This window comes from Methylomonas methanica, assembly GCF_001644035.1.
Taxonomy (GTDB): Bacteria; Pseudomonadota; Gammaproteobacteria; order Methylococcales; family Methylomonadaceae; genus Methylomonas; species Methylomonas methanica_A.
In genome coordinates this window covers 62578-80293 of record NZ_LUUG01000049.1, presented here as the reverse complement: position 1 = coordinate 80293, position 17716 = coordinate 62578, and the positions used below count along the sequence as shown (strand labels likewise).

The following is a 17716-nucleotide window of genomic DNA, read 5'->3' as shown; positions in this document are numbered from 1 at the left end:
AGCAGGTTTATAACGTCAGTCCAATCCTGCCAGCCAAAGCCTAAAACGCATGCCCCATTCCGAGGTATAGCCTACCGTGGTAAAGACAATATCGCCGGCGGCGTTAATGAAGAAAATCGCCGGTACGCCTTTAATACCGTAACGTTGACCGAGACTGCCGTTGTTGTCGTTCACAACCGGCCAGTTAAGTTGCTTGTTTTTTAGATAGTTCTGTAATGCGCTGTCGTCGCCCGAACGCACCGCGACCGTCAATCCCGGATAATCCCGCAGTACATTGCTGACGCTGTCCTGCATGCTTCGGCATATCCCGCACCATTCCGCCCAGAAATACAGCACGGCCGGACCTTTGCTCAGGCGTTGCATCGCACTTTCGCCGGCCAGCGTGGTTTGGGCTATGGGCGGTGGCGTACCGCTGACTAAGTCCTGATTGACCAGAAATTGCCCGGCAAAAATAAATAAAGCCGCAAAAATATAAAACCCCAGTTTTTTCGCCATTACAAGCCTTGCATCACGCTGGCGCCGTATTGTTTAAGCCAAAGCCGGTGTTGTTTAAAGTCGGGTAGATGTTCGGCTACCAGTTGCCAAAACGCCGGGGAATGATTTTTGTGTTTGATGTGGCAAAGCTCGTGTACCACCACGTATTCCAAAACCGCCGGTGGGGCTAACAGTAGCAGCCAATTCATATTGATGTCGTTTTTCGGTCCGCAGCTGCCCCAGCGGCTTTTTTGGGTTTTGATGCGGATACTGCGCGGAAACAGCGCAAAGCGCGGTGCGTGTAGATCGACCAATTCCTGCACATGCTGCTTGGCCTGGTTTTTCATCCAGCGGGTCAAAGCTTGCTGAATCAGTGGGGAGTGTTGTTCATCGGCAATCCCAGTGGGCAATTTCACCCAAAATATCTCGTCATTCAGTAGCTCGATGCGGACGGTTTTGGCTTTAGTAGTGGTGATTTTTAGCGGTAAGCGGTGGCTTTGGTAGGGGATATGCACGCCATCCCGATACTCGCTCGGCGCTAGCCGTGGGGCGGCGGTTTGTATTCTGCCGACGACGCGTTTTAGCGCGGCTTCTATCCAGTCCTTTTGGGCATGCACAAAAGCCTGAATGCGCCGTTCGGAAACTTTTAGCGGTGCCACCACTTCGATTTTGTCGGCGGTGACCACGATGCGGGTGTTTTTGGCGCGGCTGCTGCGGCGCAGGTTGTATGGTAAGGCGGCGGTGTGTTTGTTCAAAAAGGCGATTCCAGCATTCTTAATTTAAGCTCGGTCCACATGCTCAAGCGGTCCGAACCGCCGACATGTTGCCCGGAACCTTTGCTTTTGGCAAGCCATAAGCCGGTGCCGTTAAAGCTGTAGACGGGTTGCAAGTCCCGGCGTTGCGTAGCCGCGACGATGCCCGGTTTTAAGTTGTCCAGCACCAGGGGCACCGCGCGCGGCGAGTCGAAATAGGTGAGTACCATATGAGCCTGATTCAGTTCCAAAGCCTTGACATAGGTAATCCGTAGCTTGCTTTCATCGACGCCCATTTCCACCAAGGTAAAATATTTGGCTATGGAGTAATCTTCGCAATCGCCGGCACCTTTGGCCAGAAACTCGGTTGGCGCAGCCCAGTAATCGGTTTTTTGCCACAGGATAATATCGTCAACAAACTCGACGTTACCGTTGAAAAAGTCGTTGACCCGCGCCAGTTTCTCGGCTTCCGGCCAGCTTTTGCCGTTCTCGATCAAACTTTGCCAGTCCACAAAACGTTGTTTGGCGGCCGAGCCGTATTTTTTTTCTACTTTATCCAGCAGGCTCTGATCGATTAATAAGTCGGCTGCCAGCACCATGCCGCAACATAGGCTGAAGACAATAAGGGCGATGCCGGCAGCGTTGAGTGCGCGTTTGTTAGCGGCTGGCACCGACGATTCCTATCGCCTTTAAGCTGCGATAATCCTTATCCGATTGTACGTTTTCGGCCAGAATCGAAATATCCAGTAACGTGGAAATTTCTTGCATGGTTTGCACGAAGGCGTGTTTTTGCGAGGAACTGTCGATGCCGTTACCGATGTCGCGGGCCAGGCGGATAAAGTCCGGTTTCAGGCGTTTGACCAATTCCGCCGACATGGATTGGGTTTCGAAGCGTTTTATCATCACCCGCGCGCCCCATTGATGCACGGTTTCGATGAAGGCCTGATAGGCGTCTATATCCTTGACGACGGCATAAGCAGACAAACTGAATACCAGCTTTTTGGCTTCCGCCGGATTTTGCTTGATCAGTTTCTCCAGCCAGAGCCGGAAATCGCTGTTTTTGATGGTGCGGGTCGATACGTTGACGGCGATGGCGTGTTCGATGTGATTGTGTTGAATATGATCCAACGCGATGCGAATTACGCCTTTATCCAGATCGACGATTTTGGCGAATTTTTCGGCAATCGAGATGAACGGACCGATTGCCACCAGGCCGCCCTGTTTATCGTGCACCTGAATGAAAGCCTCTTCCATCAACAGTTCGCCGCTGCTGAATGCGGCGATCTGCCCAATATACCAAACCGAGTAACCGTTGTGGTCGACGCAGTCGAAGACCAAATCCTTCCAGGTGGCAATATCGCGGGCAAAATTATCGCCGGTGCGGATGAAATAACTGTTGGCGCCGATCAGATGCGCTTGTTCGTAAGCTTCGTGGGCGGCTTCCAGCAGGCTTTCGGTGGTCAGCAGCGGATTGAAAGCAACCACGCCGATGTGGGCCAAATCGGTTTTTTGGTAGCGTTCGCCCAATTCGGTAACTTCGTTGCTCAGGGCTTTCACCAACCCTTCCAATTGTTCCGGATTTCCAATCTCCAGCACGAGTGCAAATTCGGCGCCGTAGAATCGATACGCTTTGCCGGATTGTTCCCCAGCCAATTTGGCGATTTTTTCCAGTATGGCGGCAAACGCTTGTAAGAATTGATCGATCACGTCGCTGTCGCGCTCTTTAACCAGATCGACCAAACTGTCGATTTTTATCAATACAACAAAGGCATCTGCGTCTTCCAATGCCAAATTTTTCATGTCGGTTTCGAACACAGCTTTTTTATACAGCCCGGTCAAATCGTCGCGTAACAGGCTGGCGCCCATTTGGTCCAGTTTGCCATGCAGTGCGGCTATCGTGGTTTTGATTTTATGGGACATCGTATTCATGGACGCTGCTACATTGCGAACTTCGCGGGTCCAGGGCAATTCTTCTATGCTTTCGAAATGGCCGTCGCTGATCTGCTGGGCCAATAGATCGATTTTTCTTAGCGAGGCCAATGTGACACGCAAAAGCAGTGCCAGCAGGGCGATGGAGAACAAAAACGCCGCCAGGGAATAGTAAAATCCGGATTTGGCTTGTTCATACAGTTTTAGATAGGCGTAGCCGGAGTTTACGGTGACGTAGATCACTCCGCTCATGTTCCAGCCTGAGCTGATTTCGCTTTCGGCGGTGGCCGATGTCATCGGCAGGAGTTCGGTAAACCAGTCCGGCACGCCTTCTATGCGTTTGTCGCTGCTCAGGGCTACCAGCTCTTTGTTGTCCGCATCGACCAGTCTGATTTCCTTGTAATAACCCATATCAAAAATTGCGTTCATCATGGTTTTAATCACCGGATCGCGGTTATCGGCCATGTAAGGGCTAAGAGATAGGCCCAGCGAGGTGGCGGTATCCTGGGCATGATTCTTCGATTCGCCTTCCAGATAGTCCTTGATGTTGTTGACGCTCAACGCAAAATTGACGCTGAAAATCATCAAAAACAGCGCCGATATCAGGATTAACAATTGTTTGGATAATGACATGAGGCTCAGCTTCCCGTGGCTTCTTGGTTAATCATATGCGTCGCGAGTTGTTGCAGGGCGGTACGGATGTTTTCGCGCAGGCGCGGATCCGTCTCAATTTCGTCCAAGGCCTTATTCATGCACAGCATCCATTGATCGCGCTCCGATTCGCCAATCGGAAACGGAAAATGCCGGGCGCGCAGCATCGGGTGGCCGAATTCTTCGATGAACAAATTCGGGCCGCCCAGCCAGCCGGAGAAGAATTTAAATAATTTGTCTTTGGCGGTGGACAGGCTGGGGGCGTGCATGGCTCGGATGCCCTGGGCTTCCGGCAGAATATCCATATAAAAATAGAATCTATCGACCAAGCTGCGCAACGCCATCTCGCCGCCGATTAACTCGTAGGGGGTGGGGCTCATTTCCTATTTAACCTCGTATGTGCAATTTCTTTAGGTATACTAGCAGACGGTATCGACAATGCCTTGAAACTCCCGGGACATTGTGCGGTCACAGCATTACTTGTAACTTTGAGAGGATAACTGATCATGCGTTTAAATACTGCAACTGCTCGTTCGGAAGCCGGCATACTGGCGACCAATAAGGTTTTAAAGAATACTTATTTATTGCTATCGATGACTCTGCTGTTCAGCGCAGCTATGGCTGCGGTGGCAATGACGCTGGATTTGCCGCATCCGGGCTTGATTATTACCATGGTGGGCTACTTCGGTCTGCTGTTTTTAACCACCCGTTTCAGTAATAGTGCGCTGGGTTTGGTGTTTGTGTTTGCGTTGACCGGTTTCATGGGTATGACCCTGGGGCCGATTTTAAACATGTACATACACGCGTTCAGCAACGGCCATGAACTGATTTTAACCGCACTGGGCGGTACCGGCGTTATTTTCCTGGGCTTGTCAGGCTACGCGCTGACCACCCGCAAGGATTTTAGTTTTATGGCCGGCTTCCTGATGGTAGGGGTGCTGGTAGCGTTCTTCGCGGGTTTGGCGGCGATCTTGTTCTCGGTACCTGCGTTGTCGTTGGCGGTTTCCGCGATGTTCGTGTTGCTGATGTCCGGTATGATTTTGTATCAAACCAGTGAAATCATCCACGGCGGCGAAACCAATTACATTCTAGCCACCGTGTCATTGTATGTGTCCATCTACAACCTGTTCACCAGCTTGCTGCAATTGTTGGGCGTATTCGGCGGTAACGACTGATAGCTCGGTCAAATACGCTATTCGCTGCGAGTGTTAAACAAAGCGGATTGATAAAGCAACGCTGTTAAAGGAAAAATGCCCCGTCGGGAAACCGACGGGGCATTTCTTTATATGGGCATTACAGCTTGTTTAGTTCTTCAATTGGCCGGTTTTCGTCTGTCATTTAACCGGCCCGCAACGATGCTCAGGCAGTTTTAATGTTGCTCAGGGCTATACCAAGCCTCAGCCGCCATTTTGTACATTTCTTGAAAAATGACTTTCAATAATTGAAAAGCTGAAATAGCTATCAGTGCGCCGATAGTGACTCCGGCCATAGCGACAAGTGCGATTTTCATAATGCCTCCTCTTTTTTATCGAATAAAGTGTGAACAGCGTCATAAAAATGCCGCTTCGGGCGCGATTTTCCTATGTTAAACGAGGATTTCAAGTGGTTTTTAAACTACATCTGTCGCGCAATTTTTCAATGTTATTCATCTTCAGAGACTTAACATTCGACGTTAATGTTGTTTGCTAAAAATTTTTTTTCAAATGTTGTGTCTTTGCCTGCCAGCTGCTGATTTTTGAAGAACGTTTAAGCGGATATTGTCGGATCGGACTTATACTCTGGTGCTGCGTTTAATAGACGCAAAAGGGACGTACTCATGCGGCATTTGACTTAAGCAAATAAGCTGGTTAACTATAAAGCGGGGGATAAAACGATGAACGATAAACTATTGCCAAAAATTGACGAGAACCTGGTTTCGAAAATTGTGGATATTTTCTATGCCAGTATGCTGGATGACTATCGGATCAACCGATATTTTTACTCCAGGCCTATCCAGGAGCAAAAGGAACCTCTAAAACAGCTTGTAAACGCTTTGCTCAGTGCCGAGTCAGTCGAGCCTAAAAAACTGTCCGAATTGGCTGATGATTATTTTGCGGCGGCTTTTGCCAGAGGGAACGCCAAGCCCAGTTTGGTGAATAATCGAGACTTTGCGTTTTTGGAGATGTTCGTCACCGGCGATCTTGTCGGCAGCGACGAGAAACCCCATCTCACTCTGCTCTGTCCCGGCCATTCCCATTTTTTAAGATTACAGCCGATTGACGATAACTACGACGTGGTATTGGAACTATTGCAAAACAGCCTCAATCAATTGGAAGTTCCGCAGGAAACGGCTGCCCAGATTATGGCATTTGCGGCGTCCGGCCGGGACGGCATTCTTGGCAGAGGCCAGGCGATTTATGATGACGGGGATATAGCGACCGATTTCCGTACACATGGTTAATTTTGCTATCGTCTAAAGCTCGGAAATTGCTAAATCGTGCTGTTGCGCTTGGTGGGCTGGGCAGGCTTTTTGTTAGACGCGCGAGTTTTAACGAAGCTACAAGTCTTGGGCTTGAATAAACCTCAGTTGTCAGCATTCAATCAAATTCACCGCCAAGCCGCCGCGTGAGGTTTCCTTGTATTTGGTTTTCATGTCGGCGCCGGTTTCGCGCATGGTTTTGATGACCTTGTCCAGGGACACGAAATGCTTGCCGTCGCCGCGCAGGGCAATTCGCGCGGCGTTGATAGCCTTTACCGATCCCATCGCGTTACGCTCGATGCAGGGCACTTGCACCAAACCGCCGACTGGGTCGCAGGTCAAGCCCAAGTTATGCTCCATGCCGATTTCGGCGGCGTTCTCGACCTGCTCGGGAGTGCCGCCCAATACTTCGGCCAGTGCGCCGGCCGCCATGGAACAAGCGACACCGACTTCGCCCTGGCAGCCGACTTCGGCGCCGGATAGTGAGGCGTTCTCTTTGTACAAGATAGCTATCGCAGCTGCCGTCAGCAAGAAGCGAATCACACCTTCCTCATTCGCGCCGTCGCAAAAGCGCCAGTAATAATGCAATACCGCCGGGATGATGCCGGCAGCGCCGTTGGTGGGTGCGGTCACCACGCGCCCGCCCGAGGCATTTTCCTCGCTGACGGCAAGCGCGAACAAATTCACCCACTCCATTGTTCCGACCGGCATGCTTGGCGTTTGCCGGGGTATTTCGCCACTGAGCTGCCGATAGAGATTGGCAGCTCGGCGCCTGACTTTCATGCCGCCCGGCATTACCCCTTCTTCGTGCAATCCGCGTTCGACGCAAGCCTGCATCACCTGCCAGATGTTTAACAGTTTTTGGCGGATTTCCTCCTCACCCCGCCAGGCTTTTTCGTTGCTTAGCATCAAGTCGCTAATCGATTTGTTATGTGTCGCGCACAGTTTTAGTATCGCTGCACCAGTTTTGAAAGGGTAGGGCAGGCAGGTATCGTCATTGCTCAGCCGATCAGCGGCCGCAGCTGCGTCGGTCACTACAAATCCTCCCCCTACCGAATAGTAATCGCTTTGTAGCAGTTCGGCGCCGTTTGAGCCGAATACGGTAAAGCGCATGCCGTTGGAGTGATAGGGCAGTACTTTGCGTTGAAACAGCAAGTCGGCCTTCTCGTTGAACGGCACCGGGTAATGTTGCAATAGCTTAACTGCCCCCGTCTCGCGGATAGTCGCTAGTCGTTGCGGAATGATGGCGGGGTCAATCAAGTCGGGTGCTTCGCCTTCCAGACCAAGCAATACCGCTTTGTCGGTGCCGTGGCCTTTGCCTGTCGCGCCAAGCGAACCGAACAATTCGATGCGTAAGCGCTGTACTTGGCCAATAATGCCCTGTTGTTCCAGATTATTGACGAACGTCATCGCCGCCCGCATGGGGCCTACGGTATGAGAGCTGGAAGGTCCGATACCGATTTTAAAAATATCGAAGACGCTGATAGCCATAGTTATCGCCTAAATAGTGCTGAGAAAAGTGTTTCAAGAATAAAGGATCTGTGTCCCCATCGATAGCAAAGCAATTAATATGCCTCTGTCGCGAGCTTGTAAACAATATGTAGAAACGAAAAGGCAGGGCTGGCATTCCTAACTAGACTTATGCGTAAAGGTTGCGAAAACAAACTGAGTAGCAGTTTTTCCGACACAATTCGGGTTCGAGCTGCGAATGTCTTTCTTTTGGATTAATGGAGCCAGATCGTGAAAATACTGTTCCTAATTGGCTTTAGCATATCCGCATTTTTACCGGTTTGTCAGGCGATGGCCAAACCGATGAAGTGTGTCGTCGATGGAAAAACTTTGTATACCGACGATCAGGCCCAGTGTGAGAAAGGTGCCATCAAACCTATCAATGGCAGTGTACTGATTTCATCTTCCCCAAAGGCAACACCGGGTGCAAATAATAATGCCAAGCCAGCTCTTGAATTGCCGTCAGGTCTTAATGGAATTCTCCAACATTTCGGCATCACCGAAAAAGAGCTGGAAGATGGTTGGCAAACTGTTATGGAGGCGCATAAGCGCGGGTCATGGAAAGCGCCTGAAATGCCTGAGGATGACAAATAGCGGTTGTTTGTTCAATTCAATCAAACACGGCCGATTGCATTGGTATAAGGTAAGTATAGAGGCATAAAAAACCCCGCGAAGCCGGATAGCTTGCGGGGCTTTGCAATAGTGTGGGCCTGTGTGAAGCAGGCTTAGCTATTTACAGGCTGTAGTACATATCCAGTTCAACAGGGTGAGTGCTCATACGCAGACGAGTCACATCTTCTTGTTTCAATGCAATGTAGCCATCAATCACGTCATCGGTGAATACGCCCCCACGAGTCAAGAACTCGCGGTCCGCATCCAGAGCTGCCAGGGCTTCATCCAGAGAGAACGCTACTTGTGGGATAGCTTTTTCTTCTTCTGGCGGCAAATCGTACAAGTCTTTATCCATCGCTTCACCTGGGTGAATTTTGTTTTGGATACCGTCAAGACCGGCCATCAACATGGCGGAGAATGCCAAGTATGGGTTAGCGGTTGAGTCTGGGAAACGTACTTCGATACGGCGACCTTTAGGATTGGTGACGTAAGGAATACGGATAGACGCAGAGCGGTTACGTGCTGAGTAAGCCAGCATCACAGGCGCTTCAAAACCAGGAACCAGACGTTTGTAGCTATTGGTTGATGGATTGGTGATCGCATTCAATGCTTTAGCGTGTTTGATGATACCGCCGATGTAGTACAGCGCGGTTTCAGACAGGCCGCCATACAGGTTGCCGGTGAACAGGTTGACACCACCTTTCGCCAAAGATTGGTGAACGTGCATACCGCTGCCGTTGTCGCCAACCAGTGGTTTTGGCATGAAAGTCGCGGTTTTGCCATAAGCGTGAGCAATGTTGGCAATCACGTATTTCAAGCCCAATACTTCGTCGGCTTTTTTAACCAAGGTGTTGAATTTAACACCGATTTCGCACTGACCGGCAGTTGCCACTTCATGGTGATGAACTTCGACGGTTTGGCCGATTTCTTCCAGGACCAAGCACATTGCCGAACGCATATCTTGGAATGAGTCGACTGGCGGAACAGGGAAATAACCGCCTTTAACGCCTGGACGGTGACCGATGTTGCCGTTTTCGTAAACTTTCTCTGAGTTCCAACCGGCTTCTTCGGAATCAATTTGGTAGGAACAGCCGCCCATGCCGGTGTTCCAGCGGACGTCGTCGAAAATGAAGAATTCGTTTTCAGGGCCGAAGAATGCGGTATCGGCGATACCGGTAGATTGCAAATAGGCTTCTGCGCGTTTGGCGATGGAGCGTGGGTCGCGGACATAACCTTGCATGTCTTTCGGTTCGATAATATCGCAACGCAAGATCAGGGTTTTGTCATCAAAAAATGGATCGATAACCGCTGTGCTTGGGTCGGGCATCAGAATCATGTCGGATTCGTTGATGTGTTTCCAGCCGGCGATGGATGAACCGTCGAACATGTTACCTTCTTCAAAGGTATCTTCGTCGATAGTGTGCGCTGGGAAAGTAACGTGTTGTTCTTTGCCGCGCGTATCGCAGAAACGGAAGTCGACAAATTTTACGTCGTTTTCTTGGATTAATTTCAGAACGTGTTCAACAGACATTAGTGAGGGTCTCCGTAGGTTGTAATTGTTTTGGTCGATAAGCTAAACGTTTTAACAAAATCATCAAACGCAGTAAAGAGCTATAACAAACAAAGCCTCCAAAGGGCTTTCAACTCTATGGAGGCTTAGGGATTTAAAACGATAAATTTGCTTGGGTAACCAACTTAGAAAGTGATTACCACGTCCGCAGTAACCAGGAATTGGTTGTGGCGGGTGCCGTTGTCGAACGCTTTCGCGTTATCGGTAAAGTCATAACGCAGGTTTGGACGCAGGTTTAACCATTTTGCCGGTTTGTAGCTTAAGCCTGCTGTAACGGCGTAATAACCGCTGCCTTCTTGAACGTAACTGGCTCCGTAGTTGGTGCTGCAAGCAAAGTTATTGCCGACATTACCGGCCGCAGCAAAGCATCGGCCTGGACCGTTGACTCTGAAACCATTGTGGTCGCGGAACCATTCTGCACGCAAGCCTGCAGAAACTTTATCGTTAACGTCATAAATCAGGTACTGGTTAAGGCCGTACCACTCAGCATTTTGGTTCGGATTGGCAGCGTCAGTCGCGTTACCGTTTGCTGTCCAGACGTTGTCGGCAAAGCCGTGATCATGCTGGATAATGTAGTGCAGTTTATCGGTGAAGTTATGTTTACCCACGATGCTATACATGGCCCAAGAGTCACTGGCGCTCTCGGAACGTTCACCTGCTGTTGATGTTATCGCCAACGACGTGCCGGCGTCGTCGCTAGTCCAGGTGACGCCGCCCAGCCATGCCCAGTTACCTAGATCTCTATCCCAGTTGCCATCCCAGCCGCCGGAGTTGCTGCCGGTGACGGCGCCGCCCATTACTGTCCAGTTGGGGTTGTAGGCATAGGTCGCCAGTATACCCGTGTGGGTGAATGGCTCGCCGTATTGCATGGTGTAGGGTTTGGTGATGAAGAAGTTATCCGGTGCGGTAACAACTTCGTAACCGATTGGAGTATAAAAGTGTCCGGCTTTTACCGCGATACCATTGCCAAAAGGCAGGTTAAACTCCGCATAGGCTTGCGGTAATGCCAAGCCGTAGAATCGCTCCCCGTGTCCGCTCAAATTCAAATCCCAGTTGCCACGGTCACTGTCTGCTAGGGTGCCGGGGTCGAACCCGAATGAACCATAAGCTTGTGTAAACGCGGCGTCGGTACCGTACATCACGTCCACACGACCACCGATGTCGAAAGCATCGCCGCTAACAGTAATCGCTTTTTGCAAATACAGGTTCAATTGGTTCATTTGCGGCTCGCCAGTCCGGTCATTAAATGTTACCGGGCCGTTAAAACCGTCGCTGTTGCTGTGCAAGTTGGCGCCGACACTAGCGTTCAGCCAGCCACCAATTTTAAGATTGTGATCCTTCATAAATTTGGCTTCATTTGGATCAATGCCGGCTGCACCTAGCAAGCCGGATGCTTCCGTCCAGCTGTCCGCACCAGCGGAGGCACTGCAAATCACCATTAATCCGGCTAAGCAAGCGCGGCTGTGTGATTTTGTTAACGTTGTGTTGTTTCTCATGGTGGTTATCCCCTTGGTTCAGTGACTACTGAAAGATTGTACAGCAGTTTTTAGGCCATATTCGATTTATTAAAAATCAATAAGATAGGCGCCATATGTAGACTAGTTCATGAATCGCAATGGTGCAAATTCATTTTGTTGCACCAAAGTAATGCAGTGTTGTGATGTTGCGACAACACCCTATTTATTCTTAAAGCAAACCATTAAAACTGGCGGATCAAGGCCTGCAGGGCGGTATTGAGTTGCAATGGTGCAATCCAAAAAACGTCGCACCACTTTAGTGCGTTTCTTTTGTCCTTTTAGTTGATGTGTTTAATAAATCGTTAAAAATCATGGGAATAAATAGTGGCATGCATCATGCTTTGCTTGTTTCGGGAATTTACTAACTCAAGCAAAGAGGTGTTGAACTATGAAACTGATAACAGCGGTGGTTAAGCCGTTTAAGCTAGACGACGTGCGTGAGGCGTTGTCGGATATCGGTGTATCTGGCGTAACGGTTACTGAAGTAAAAGGCTTTGGTCGGCAGAAAGGCCACACGGAACTCTATCGCGGTGCCGAATACGTGGTGGACTTTTTACCCAAGGCAAAAATAGAGGTAGCGGTTGCGGATGCTTTGCTTGAGCAAGCCGTCGAAGCGATTGTGAAAGTAGCCAATACCGGGAAGATCGGCGATGGCAAAATTTTTGTAACCGATCTGGAGCAGGTGGTTCGGATTAGAACCGGCGAATCCGGCGAAGAAGCTCTTTAATATCAAGATGGGGAAACCAACAATGAAATATTTAACAGGCATGGCGCTGTTCGCGCTGTTTGGACTCTCGGGCATGGCGTTTGCGGAAGAGGTTGCGGCACCGGCCGTGCAAGCTACCGTTAATAAAGGTGATACCGCATGGATGATAGTAGCTACCGTGCTGGTTGCCTTAATGGTAATACCCGGCTTGGCCTTGTTCTACGGCGGTATGGTGCGCGCCAAAAACATGCTGTCTATCTTGATGCAGGTCTTTGTTATTTTTTCGATGACAGCGATTATGTGGGCAACATTCGGCTACAGCGTAGCGTTTACCGAGGGTAACGCCTTCTTCGGCGGCTTTAGTAAGGCATTTTTGAAAGGCATCACCCCGGATTCTATGGCGGCGACTTTCAGCAAGGGGGCTTATGTACCGGAATTCATTTATGTGGCGTTCCAGCTTACTTTTTCGGCTATCACGCCGGCGTTGATCATCGGCGCATTTGCCGAGCGGGTTAAATTTTCAGCGGTGTTGTTGTTTACCGTGATTTGGTTTAGCTTCTGCTATTTGCCGATGGCGCATATGGTTTGGTACTGGGCCGGCCCTGATGCGTATACCGATGCCGCTGCTGCGGAAACTGCCGGTGCGACTGCGGGCTTTTTATTCCAAAAAGGCGCCCTGGATTTTGCGGGCGGCACAGTGGTGCATATCAACGCCGGTATCGCCGGTTTGGTCGGTTGCTTGATGATAGGCAAACGTATCGGCTATGGTAAAGAGTTCATCGCTCCACATAGCGTTACCATGAACATGATAGGCGCGTCCTTACTGTGGATAGGCTGGTTCGGCTTTAATGCAGGTTCCAACCTGGAAGCCAACGGTCTGGCGGCATTAGTCTTCGTCAACACCTTGCTGGCCGCAGCAGCGGCAACCCTGGCCTGGATGGGCGCGGAATGGGCAGTGCGTGGTAAACCCAGCATGCTGGGTGCTACTTCAGGTGCGGTGGCCGGTTTGGTTGCAATCACCCCTGCTTGCGGCTGGTCAGGTCCAATGGGTGCTATCGGTTTGGGTTTGGTGGTCGGCGCGGTATGCTTCTGGTCGGTAACCTTTCTGAAACACGCACTGAACTACGACGATTCATTGGATGCGTTTGGTGTGCATGGGGTCGGCGGTATCATCGGCGCCTTGGGTACTGCCGTGGTCGCCAGCCCTGCCTTGGGTGGTACCGGTGTATGGGATTACGTCACCAACGCGACCTTGCCTGATTACAGCGTGATGACCCAGCTTGCCAGCCAAGCCTGGGGCGTCGGCATCGCCATCGTTTGGTCCGGCGTGGTGTCCTTCATTGCCTTCAAAATTGCTGATGTGGCTTTGGGTCTGCGGGTTAGCGAAGCGACCGAGCGTGAAGGTCTGGATGTCACCGAACACGGCGAAACCGCTTATCATGTTTAGGCTCGAAAGCTGCGGTTAACACGAAAAGAAACGGGTGGTCGGCGATGGCTGCCCGTTTTTGTTATCATGAAGCACTACTTTGGTGCTTTTGCCCGCGTAAATTGTAGGTTCTACCGGAATTATTTATTATGGTGGCAACAGTGACGAAACAGCTTTTTAATCATTCGAATTTGGGGATAGCATGAAATTAATTACAGCGATTATCAAACCATTCAAGCTGGACGACGTCAGGGAAGCCTTGTCCGAGATCGGCGTGGCCGGTGTGACGGCAACCGAAGTTAAAGGTTTTGGCAGGCAAAAAGGCCATACCGAGTTGTATCGCGGCGCCGAGTACGTGGTGGATTTTCTGCCTAAGGTCAAGCTGGAAATCGCAGTTGCGGAACACGTTGTCGACCAAGCCGTGGAAACCATCGTCAAGGCCGCAAACACCGGCAAAATCGGCGACGGTAAAATTTTTGTGACCAACTTGGAACAGATCATTCGCATTAGAACCGGCGAGACCGGAGAAGACGCTATCTAAGTATTCAAAAAAGTAAAAACAGCGAAACATCAAAAATCGCCCTGGTCTGCGCGTTATTCGCAGACCAGGGCGATTTTGTTGTTTAAAGACTGCTTAAAAATAACAACACACCACCATCTAGTGAAAGACAATGACAACAATAAAAAGAGCGCTGATGCTGATTGCATACAGCTTGATGTTGCCGCAGCAGGCTTGGGCCGACGGCATTAACCAGGCCAATACGGCTTGGGTTTTAACCTCTACCGCACTGGTTTTATTCATGACCATTCCTGGTCTGTCGCTGTTTTACGGCGGTTTGGTCAGAAGCAAGAACGTGCTGTCGGTATTGATGCAATGTTTTGCGATTACCTGTCTGGTATCGATATTGTGGCTGGCCGGCGTTTACAGCTTCGTATTTACCGATGGCGGTAGTTGGCAGCCATTTCTGGGCGGCGGCAGCAAGATTTTTTTGCCGGAAATGAGCACGCAAAACTTGATCGGCGATATTCCGGAAACCGTGTTTTTCATGTTCCAAATGACCTTCGCCATTATTACCCCGGCGTTGATTGTCGGTGCCTTTGCCGAGCGGATGAAGTTTTCGGCGATGCTGTGGTTTAGTGGGCTTTGGTTGATCGTGGTTTATATGCCGATTTGCCATTGGATGTGGGGTAACGGTTGGCTGGCGGCGTTGGGTGCCAAGGATTTTGCCGGTGGGATAGTGATTCACGTCAACGCCGGTGTGGCTTCCCTGGTGGCGGCATTGGTTTTGGGGCGCCGGAAAGGTTTTCCCACTGTGGCGATGCCGCCGCACAATATGACCATGGTGGTCACGGGCGCCGGTATGCTCTGGTTCGGCTGGTTCGGTTTTAACGGCGGTAGCGCGTTAAAAGCCGACGGCAGTGCAGGGATGGCGATTGCCGTGACGCATATTGCCGCCGCTGCCGGTGCTTTGACCTGGATGATGATCGAATGGCTACGTTTTAGTAAACCGAGCGTGCTGGGTATCGTCACCGGGATGGTCGCCGGCTTGGGCACCATCACGCCGGCTTCCGGTTTTGTCGGGCCGATTGGTGGTTTAATCATTGGGGTTGTCGCGGGTGCCGTGTGTTTTTATGCCACGCAATTCGTCAAACGCCGGTTAAAAATCGACGATTCCTTAGACGTGTTTCCGGTGCACGGCGTCGGCGGTTGCGTCGGCTCGATTTTAACCGGCGTGTTCGCGGCTGAAAGTTTCGGTGGCTTGGGTTTAAACGGCGTGACCATCGCCGAGCAAGTCGGCGTGCAAGCGCTGGCGGTTTTGGTGACGGCGGCCTGGAGTGCTTTGTTCAGCTATGTTTTGTTGAAACTCATCGATGCGTTCATCGGCCTACGCGTCAGTGAAGACGAGGAACAGCAAGGTTTGGACATCGTGCTGCACGAGGAAACCGGCTACCACAATCTGTAAAAATTAACGCTTAAACTATAGGCTTCTCATAGCGGGCAGGGCGGATAGCCACACTGCCCGCATCCCTACAAAATTAGGAAAACCATGCCCATTACTCTCGAAGCTTTAGAAACCATCGTACGCGCGGCCGGCGAAGTGGCGATGCGCTATTTCAACGATTTAGATTCTCTGGCGATTAACAAAAAAAGCGCTCGCGATTTGGTGACCGATGCCGATGTCGCGGTGGAAAATTACCTGAAACAAGCGCTCGGCGAGCAGTGTCCCGAGTACGGTTTTTGGGGCGAGGAAAGCGGGCAAACCGCGAATCAAACCAGTCGCTGGATCGTCGATCCGATTGACGGCACTCATTCATTCTCGAAAGGCCAATATTTTTGGGGTATAAGCGTAGCCTTGGAAATTGACGGCGAATTGATGATGGGCGCGGTTTACGGTCCGGCCTTGGATGATTATTACTGCGCGGAAAAAGGCAAGGGTGCCTGGAAAAACGGCAAACCTATTCGGGTGTCGGACGAAACCAGTTTGGCCAGCAGCATGGTGTCCACCGGATTTGCCTGCCTGCGCCAATATCTGGAAGATAACAACCTACCGCGTTTCAATCGCATCGCTCAGGCCACTACCGGTCAACGGCGGCTCGGTTCTGCGGCGCTGGATTTATGTACAGTTGCCGACGGTCAGGTCGATGCCTTTTGGGAGCAGGAGCTGAATCTTTATGACATCGCAGCGGGTGTGTTGATCGCCAAAGAAGCGGGCGCGACGATCACCGACTTTAAAGGCAATCCCGGCGTGTTTCCAAAGCAAGTGTTTGCCACAAACGGCAAGATTCTCGATCAGTTGTTGCCATTGATGTGAGCGTTTGTCATCAAGGTCTCGCAACGTGCGGCGATATCGATAGCTTGCTGCGTGGACGAGAAACCGGCGTATTTTTCCGCGAACTGCCGAGCAGCCTGCGAGTATTTCTCATGGCGGAATAGCTCAGTAAGCGATGTTTTGAAGTTAGGGCTTTTGCTTTCAACGGTGACATAAGCGCCGGCGCCAAGTGCTGCGGCATTTTGGGCGCTGATCAGTTGTTCGATCTGAAAAGGTAATGTCAGCAAGGGTTTGCCGCGCAGCAAGAAAGCCGACAGCGTTGCCACGCCGCCATGGCAAATGGCCAGATCGCATTGCTCAGCGGCGGCAGAGATCATTACCGGCTGCGGTGTGATGTGTAGATTGGCGCTACTATTCTTTTCTATAAAAGCCGGCGTTGTGCCGGGTATATGCACCAGTATCGACCAAGGCGACGCGCGCAACTGTTTTAACAATGCTTCCAGGCCAGGATATTTGGGGTGCAAATAAGCGAATATTTTTTCCGCTCCGACGCTTGGCCAGATTGGCTCAATACCGGCGGTTTGCAAAATAGTTGGTCCCCAATAGTTTGCACTACGCCATTGTTTATAGTGATCCAGCTCCGGAAAGGTGCAGATAAAGTCTTCCGCAAACTCAAATAAGTCCGCCAAAATCCTCAGTGGTGGAGTATTCAGACGGGCTAAAACCGAGTTTGTAGTGTTCAATACCTGTCTTTCGATGTCACTTAAGACCTTATCGGCGACTCGAAACCAAGGACGGATATTGGGCATTGGACTGATGCGCGGTGGCGAGAAAAATCCGTTGCCAAACCCAGCTCGCGGTATGTTAAATCCGTGGGCCGCGAGCAAGGCGGTCGGAGCATGATCGAATACAATCAGGTCAGGGTTCAGTTGCTGATATAAGTATTGCCAGGCTTTTGCCCGGGTAAGCAGGCCAATTTCATAGGTAAAGCCCGCATTCAGTATAAGCCCAGGATAACTGGAGGCCGGCGGTCGCGGATGATCATCTGGCCAGCGCATAGGTGCCTGCAAATAAGCAAAATTGTCGCCAGCAAGCAAGACTTCGGCGTATTCCAGATCTTTGAGTGCGAATAACACTTCGTGTCCATTTGCTCTCAGTTGGCGGGCCACGGGTAAAAATGCGGCGATATGCCCGTATCCTGCTCCTAATTCCCAGCAAAAAAGTACTCTACCCATGGTTACGAGAATGAGATCGAATGATGAGTTGTTGTGCTTGACACATTGCTTAAGGCGCTTTTAGATAAAATAATGTTCTTTAGGATTATTGGTTGCGATTTATCCA

The 17716-nt window shown here is 50.7% G+C and carries 18 protein-coding genes; 8 read left to right on the top strand and 10 right to left on the bottom strand.

The annotated features are described in order from the left end of the window. Positions 1-15 precede the first annotated feature (15 nt). Genes A1332_RS04350 through A1332_RS04330 form a run of 5 tightly spaced genes read right to left on the bottom strand, consistent with a single transcriptional unit; the run spans position 16 to position 4186 of the window. Positions 16-495 (bottom strand): protein disulfide oxidoreductase, encoded by a 480-nt coding sequence (locus A1332_RS04350; protein WP_064007332.1) that lies wholly within the window; start codon positions 493-495, stop codon positions 16-18. Further along, positions 495-1229, bottom strand: coding sequence for a M48 family metallopeptidase (locus A1332_RS04345; protein ID WP_064007331.1), 735 nt, complete (start codon positions 1227-1229; stop codon positions 495-497). The genes A1332_RS04350 and A1332_RS04345 overlap by 1 nt, the downstream gene beginning before the upstream one ends. After that, entirely contained in the window at positions 1226-1897 is a 672-nt protein-coding gene (locus A1332_RS04340; protein WP_064007330.1) for a transglutaminase-like cysteine peptidase, read from the bottom strand. The genes A1332_RS04345 and A1332_RS04340 overlap by 4 nt, the downstream gene beginning before the upstream one ends. Further along, positions 1884-3788: a LapD/MoxY N-terminal periplasmic domain-containing protein gene (locus tag A1332_RS04335; RefSeq protein WP_064007329.1), complete on the bottom strand. Its 1905-nt coding sequence runs from the start codon at positions 3786-3788 to the stop codon at positions 1884-1886. Before A1332_RS04335 ends, A1332_RS04340 begins: the two co-directional genes overlap by 14 nt. Positions 3789-3793: 5 nt before the next feature. Beyond that, positions 3794-4186, bottom strand: coding sequence for a group II truncated hemoglobin (locus A1332_RS04330; protein WP_064007328.1), 393 nt, complete (start codon positions 4184-4186; stop codon positions 3794-3796). A 126-nt stretch (positions 4187-4312) separates the two neighbouring features. Here A1332_RS04330 and A1332_RS04325 point away from each other — a divergent pair, with 126 nt between their 5' ends. Beyond that, positions 4313-4981 (top strand): Bax inhibitor-1/YccA family protein, encoded by a 669-nt coding sequence (locus tag A1332_RS04325; protein WP_026604070.1) that lies wholly within the window; start codon positions 4313-4315, stop codon positions 4979-4981. Between the two features lie 194 nt (positions 4982-5175). On the opposite strand, the gene A1332_RS25215 is transcribed toward A1332_RS04325, so the two are convergent. Further along, positions 5176-5316 (bottom strand): hypothetical protein, encoded by a 141-nt coding sequence (locus A1332_RS25215; RefSeq protein ID WP_155931185.1) that lies wholly within the window; start codon positions 5314-5316, stop codon positions 5176-5178. Between the two features lie 363 nt (positions 5317-5679). Between A1332_RS25215 and A1332_RS04320 the strand changes: the two genes are divergently transcribed. After that, positions 5680-6246, top strand: a complete 567-nt coding sequence (locus A1332_RS04320; protein ID WP_064007327.1) for a hypothetical protein — start codon at positions 5680-5682, stop codon at positions 6244-6246. 129 nt (positions 6247-6375) lie between these two features. Here the strand turns inward: A1332_RS04320 and A1332_RS04315 are convergent, their stop codons facing one another. Next, the gene (locus A1332_RS04315) at positions 6376-7755 is read right to left on the bottom strand and encodes an L-serine ammonia-lyase (protein ID WP_064007326.1); all 1380 of its coding nucleotides are present in this window, start codon (positions 7753-7755) and stop codon (positions 6376-6378) included. Positions 7756-8004: 249 nt separating this feature from the next. On the opposite strand from A1332_RS04315, the gene A1332_RS04310 reads away from it, so the two are divergent. Continuing rightward, positions 8005-8367 carry a hypothetical protein gene (locus A1332_RS04310; RefSeq protein WP_064007325.1) on the top strand — a complete coding sequence of 121 codons (363 nt, stop codon included), beginning with the start codon at positions 8005-8007 and terminating at the stop codon, positions 8365-8367. A 139-nt stretch (positions 8368-8506) separates the two neighbouring features. On the opposite strand, the gene glnA is transcribed toward A1332_RS04310, so the two are convergent. Both glnA and A1332_RS04300 read right to left on the bottom strand, forming a co-directional pair. Further along, positions 8507-9916 (bottom strand): glutamate--ammonia ligase, encoded by a 1410-nt coding sequence (gene glnA / locus A1332_RS04305; protein WP_064007324.1) that lies wholly within the window; start codon positions 9914-9916, stop codon positions 8507-8509. A 164-nt stretch (positions 9917-10080) separates the two neighbouring features. Then, complete coding sequence (locus tag A1332_RS04300; protein ID WP_231890209.1) at positions 10081-11451, bottom strand: porin; 1371 nt, start codon at positions 11449-11451, stop codon at positions 10081-10083. A gap of 409 nt (positions 11452-11860) precedes the next feature. On the opposite strand from A1332_RS04300, the gene A1332_RS04295 reads away from it, so the two are divergent. From A1332_RS04295 to A1332_RS04275, 5 genes are all read left to right on the top strand, one after another. Then, a complete protein-coding gene (locus A1332_RS04295; protein ID WP_020485491.1) occupies positions 11861-12199 on the top strand; it encodes a P-II family nitrogen regulator in 339 nt (112 codons plus the stop codon). Positions 12200-12221: 22 nt separating this feature from the next. Then, positions 12222-13625, top strand: a complete 1404-nt coding sequence (locus A1332_RS04290; RefSeq protein ID WP_064007322.1) for an ammonium transporter — start codon at positions 12222-12224, stop codon at positions 13623-13625. 181 nt (positions 13626-13806) lie between these two features. Next, the gene (locus tag A1332_RS04285) at positions 13807-14145 is read left to right on the top strand and encodes a P-II family nitrogen regulator (RefSeq protein WP_020485493.1); all 339 of its coding nucleotides are present in this window, start codon (positions 13807-13809) and stop codon (positions 14143-14145) included. A 154-nt stretch (positions 14146-14299) separates the two neighbouring features. After that, entirely contained in the window at positions 14300-15568 is a 1269-nt protein-coding gene (locus A1332_RS04280) for an ammonium transporter (protein WP_157203943.1), read from the top strand. An 84-nt stretch (positions 15569-15652) separates the two neighbouring features. Continuing rightward, entirely contained in the window at positions 15653-16417 is a 765-nt protein-coding gene (locus A1332_RS04275) for an inositol monophosphatase family protein (protein WP_064007320.1), read from the top strand. Here A1332_RS04275 and A1332_RS04270 read toward each other — a convergent pair. Further along, positions 16396-17511, bottom strand: a complete 1116-nt coding sequence (locus A1332_RS04270) for a glycosyltransferase (protein ID WP_231890208.1) — start codon at positions 17509-17511, stop codon at positions 16396-16398. The genes A1332_RS04275 and A1332_RS04270 overlap by 22 nt on opposite strands. Positions 17512-17716: the final 205 nt, after the last annotated feature.

Bases quoted from the DNA above. Each gene is read 5' to 3' on its own strand.
- A1332_RS04350 (WP_064007332.1), bottom strand. From the start codon at position 495: ATGGCGAAAAAACTGGGGTTTTATATTTTTGCGGCTTTATTTATTTTT.
- A1332_RS04275 (WP_064007320.1), top strand. From the start codon at position 15,653: ATGCCCATTACTCTCGAAGCTTTAGAAACCATCGTACGCGCGGCCGGC.
- A1332_RS25215 (WP_155931185.1), bottom strand. From the start codon at position 5,316: ATGAAAATCGCACTTGTCGCTATGGCCGGAGTCACTATCGGCGCACTG.
- A1332_RS04315 (WP_064007326.1), bottom strand. From the start codon at position 7,755: ATGGCTATCAGCGTCTTCGATATTTTTAAAATCGGTATCGGACCTTCC.
- A1332_RS04295 (WP_020485491.1), top strand. From the start codon at position 11,861: ATGAAACTGATAACAGCGGTGGTTAAGCCGTTTAAGCTAGACGACGTG.
- A1332_RS04325 (WP_026604070.1), top strand. From the start codon at position 4,313: ATGCGTTTAAATACTGCAACTGCTCGTTCGGAAGCCGGCATACTGGCG.
- glnA (WP_064007324.1), bottom strand. From the start codon at position 9,916: ATGTCTGTTGAACACGTTCTGAAATTAATCCAAGAAAACGACGTAAAA.
- A1332_RS04320 (WP_064007327.1), top strand. From the start codon at position 5,680: ATGAACGATAAACTATTGCCAAAAATTGACGAGAACCTGGTTTCGAAA.
- A1332_RS04290 (WP_064007322.1), top strand. From the start codon at position 12,222: ATGAAATATTTAACAGGCATGGCGCTGTTCGCGCTGTTTGGACTCTCG.
- A1332_RS04330 (WP_064007328.1), bottom strand. From the start codon at position 4,186: ATGAGCCCCACCCCCTACGAGTTAATCGGCGGCGAGATGGCGTTGCGC.
- A1332_RS04300 (WP_231890209.1), bottom strand. From the start codon at position 11,451: ATGAGAAACAACACAACGTTAACAAAATCACACAGCCGCGCTTGCTTA.
- A1332_RS04285 (WP_020485493.1), top strand. From the start codon at position 13,807: ATGAAATTAATTACAGCGATTATCAAACCATTCAAGCTGGACGACGTC.
- A1332_RS04335 (WP_064007329.1), bottom strand. From the start codon at position 3,788: ATGTCATTATCCAAACAATTGTTAATCCTGATATCGGCGCTGTTTTTG.
- A1332_RS04280 (WP_157203943.1), top strand. From the start codon at position 14,300: ATGCTGATTGCATACAGCTTGATGTTGCCGCAGCAGGCTTGGGCCGAC.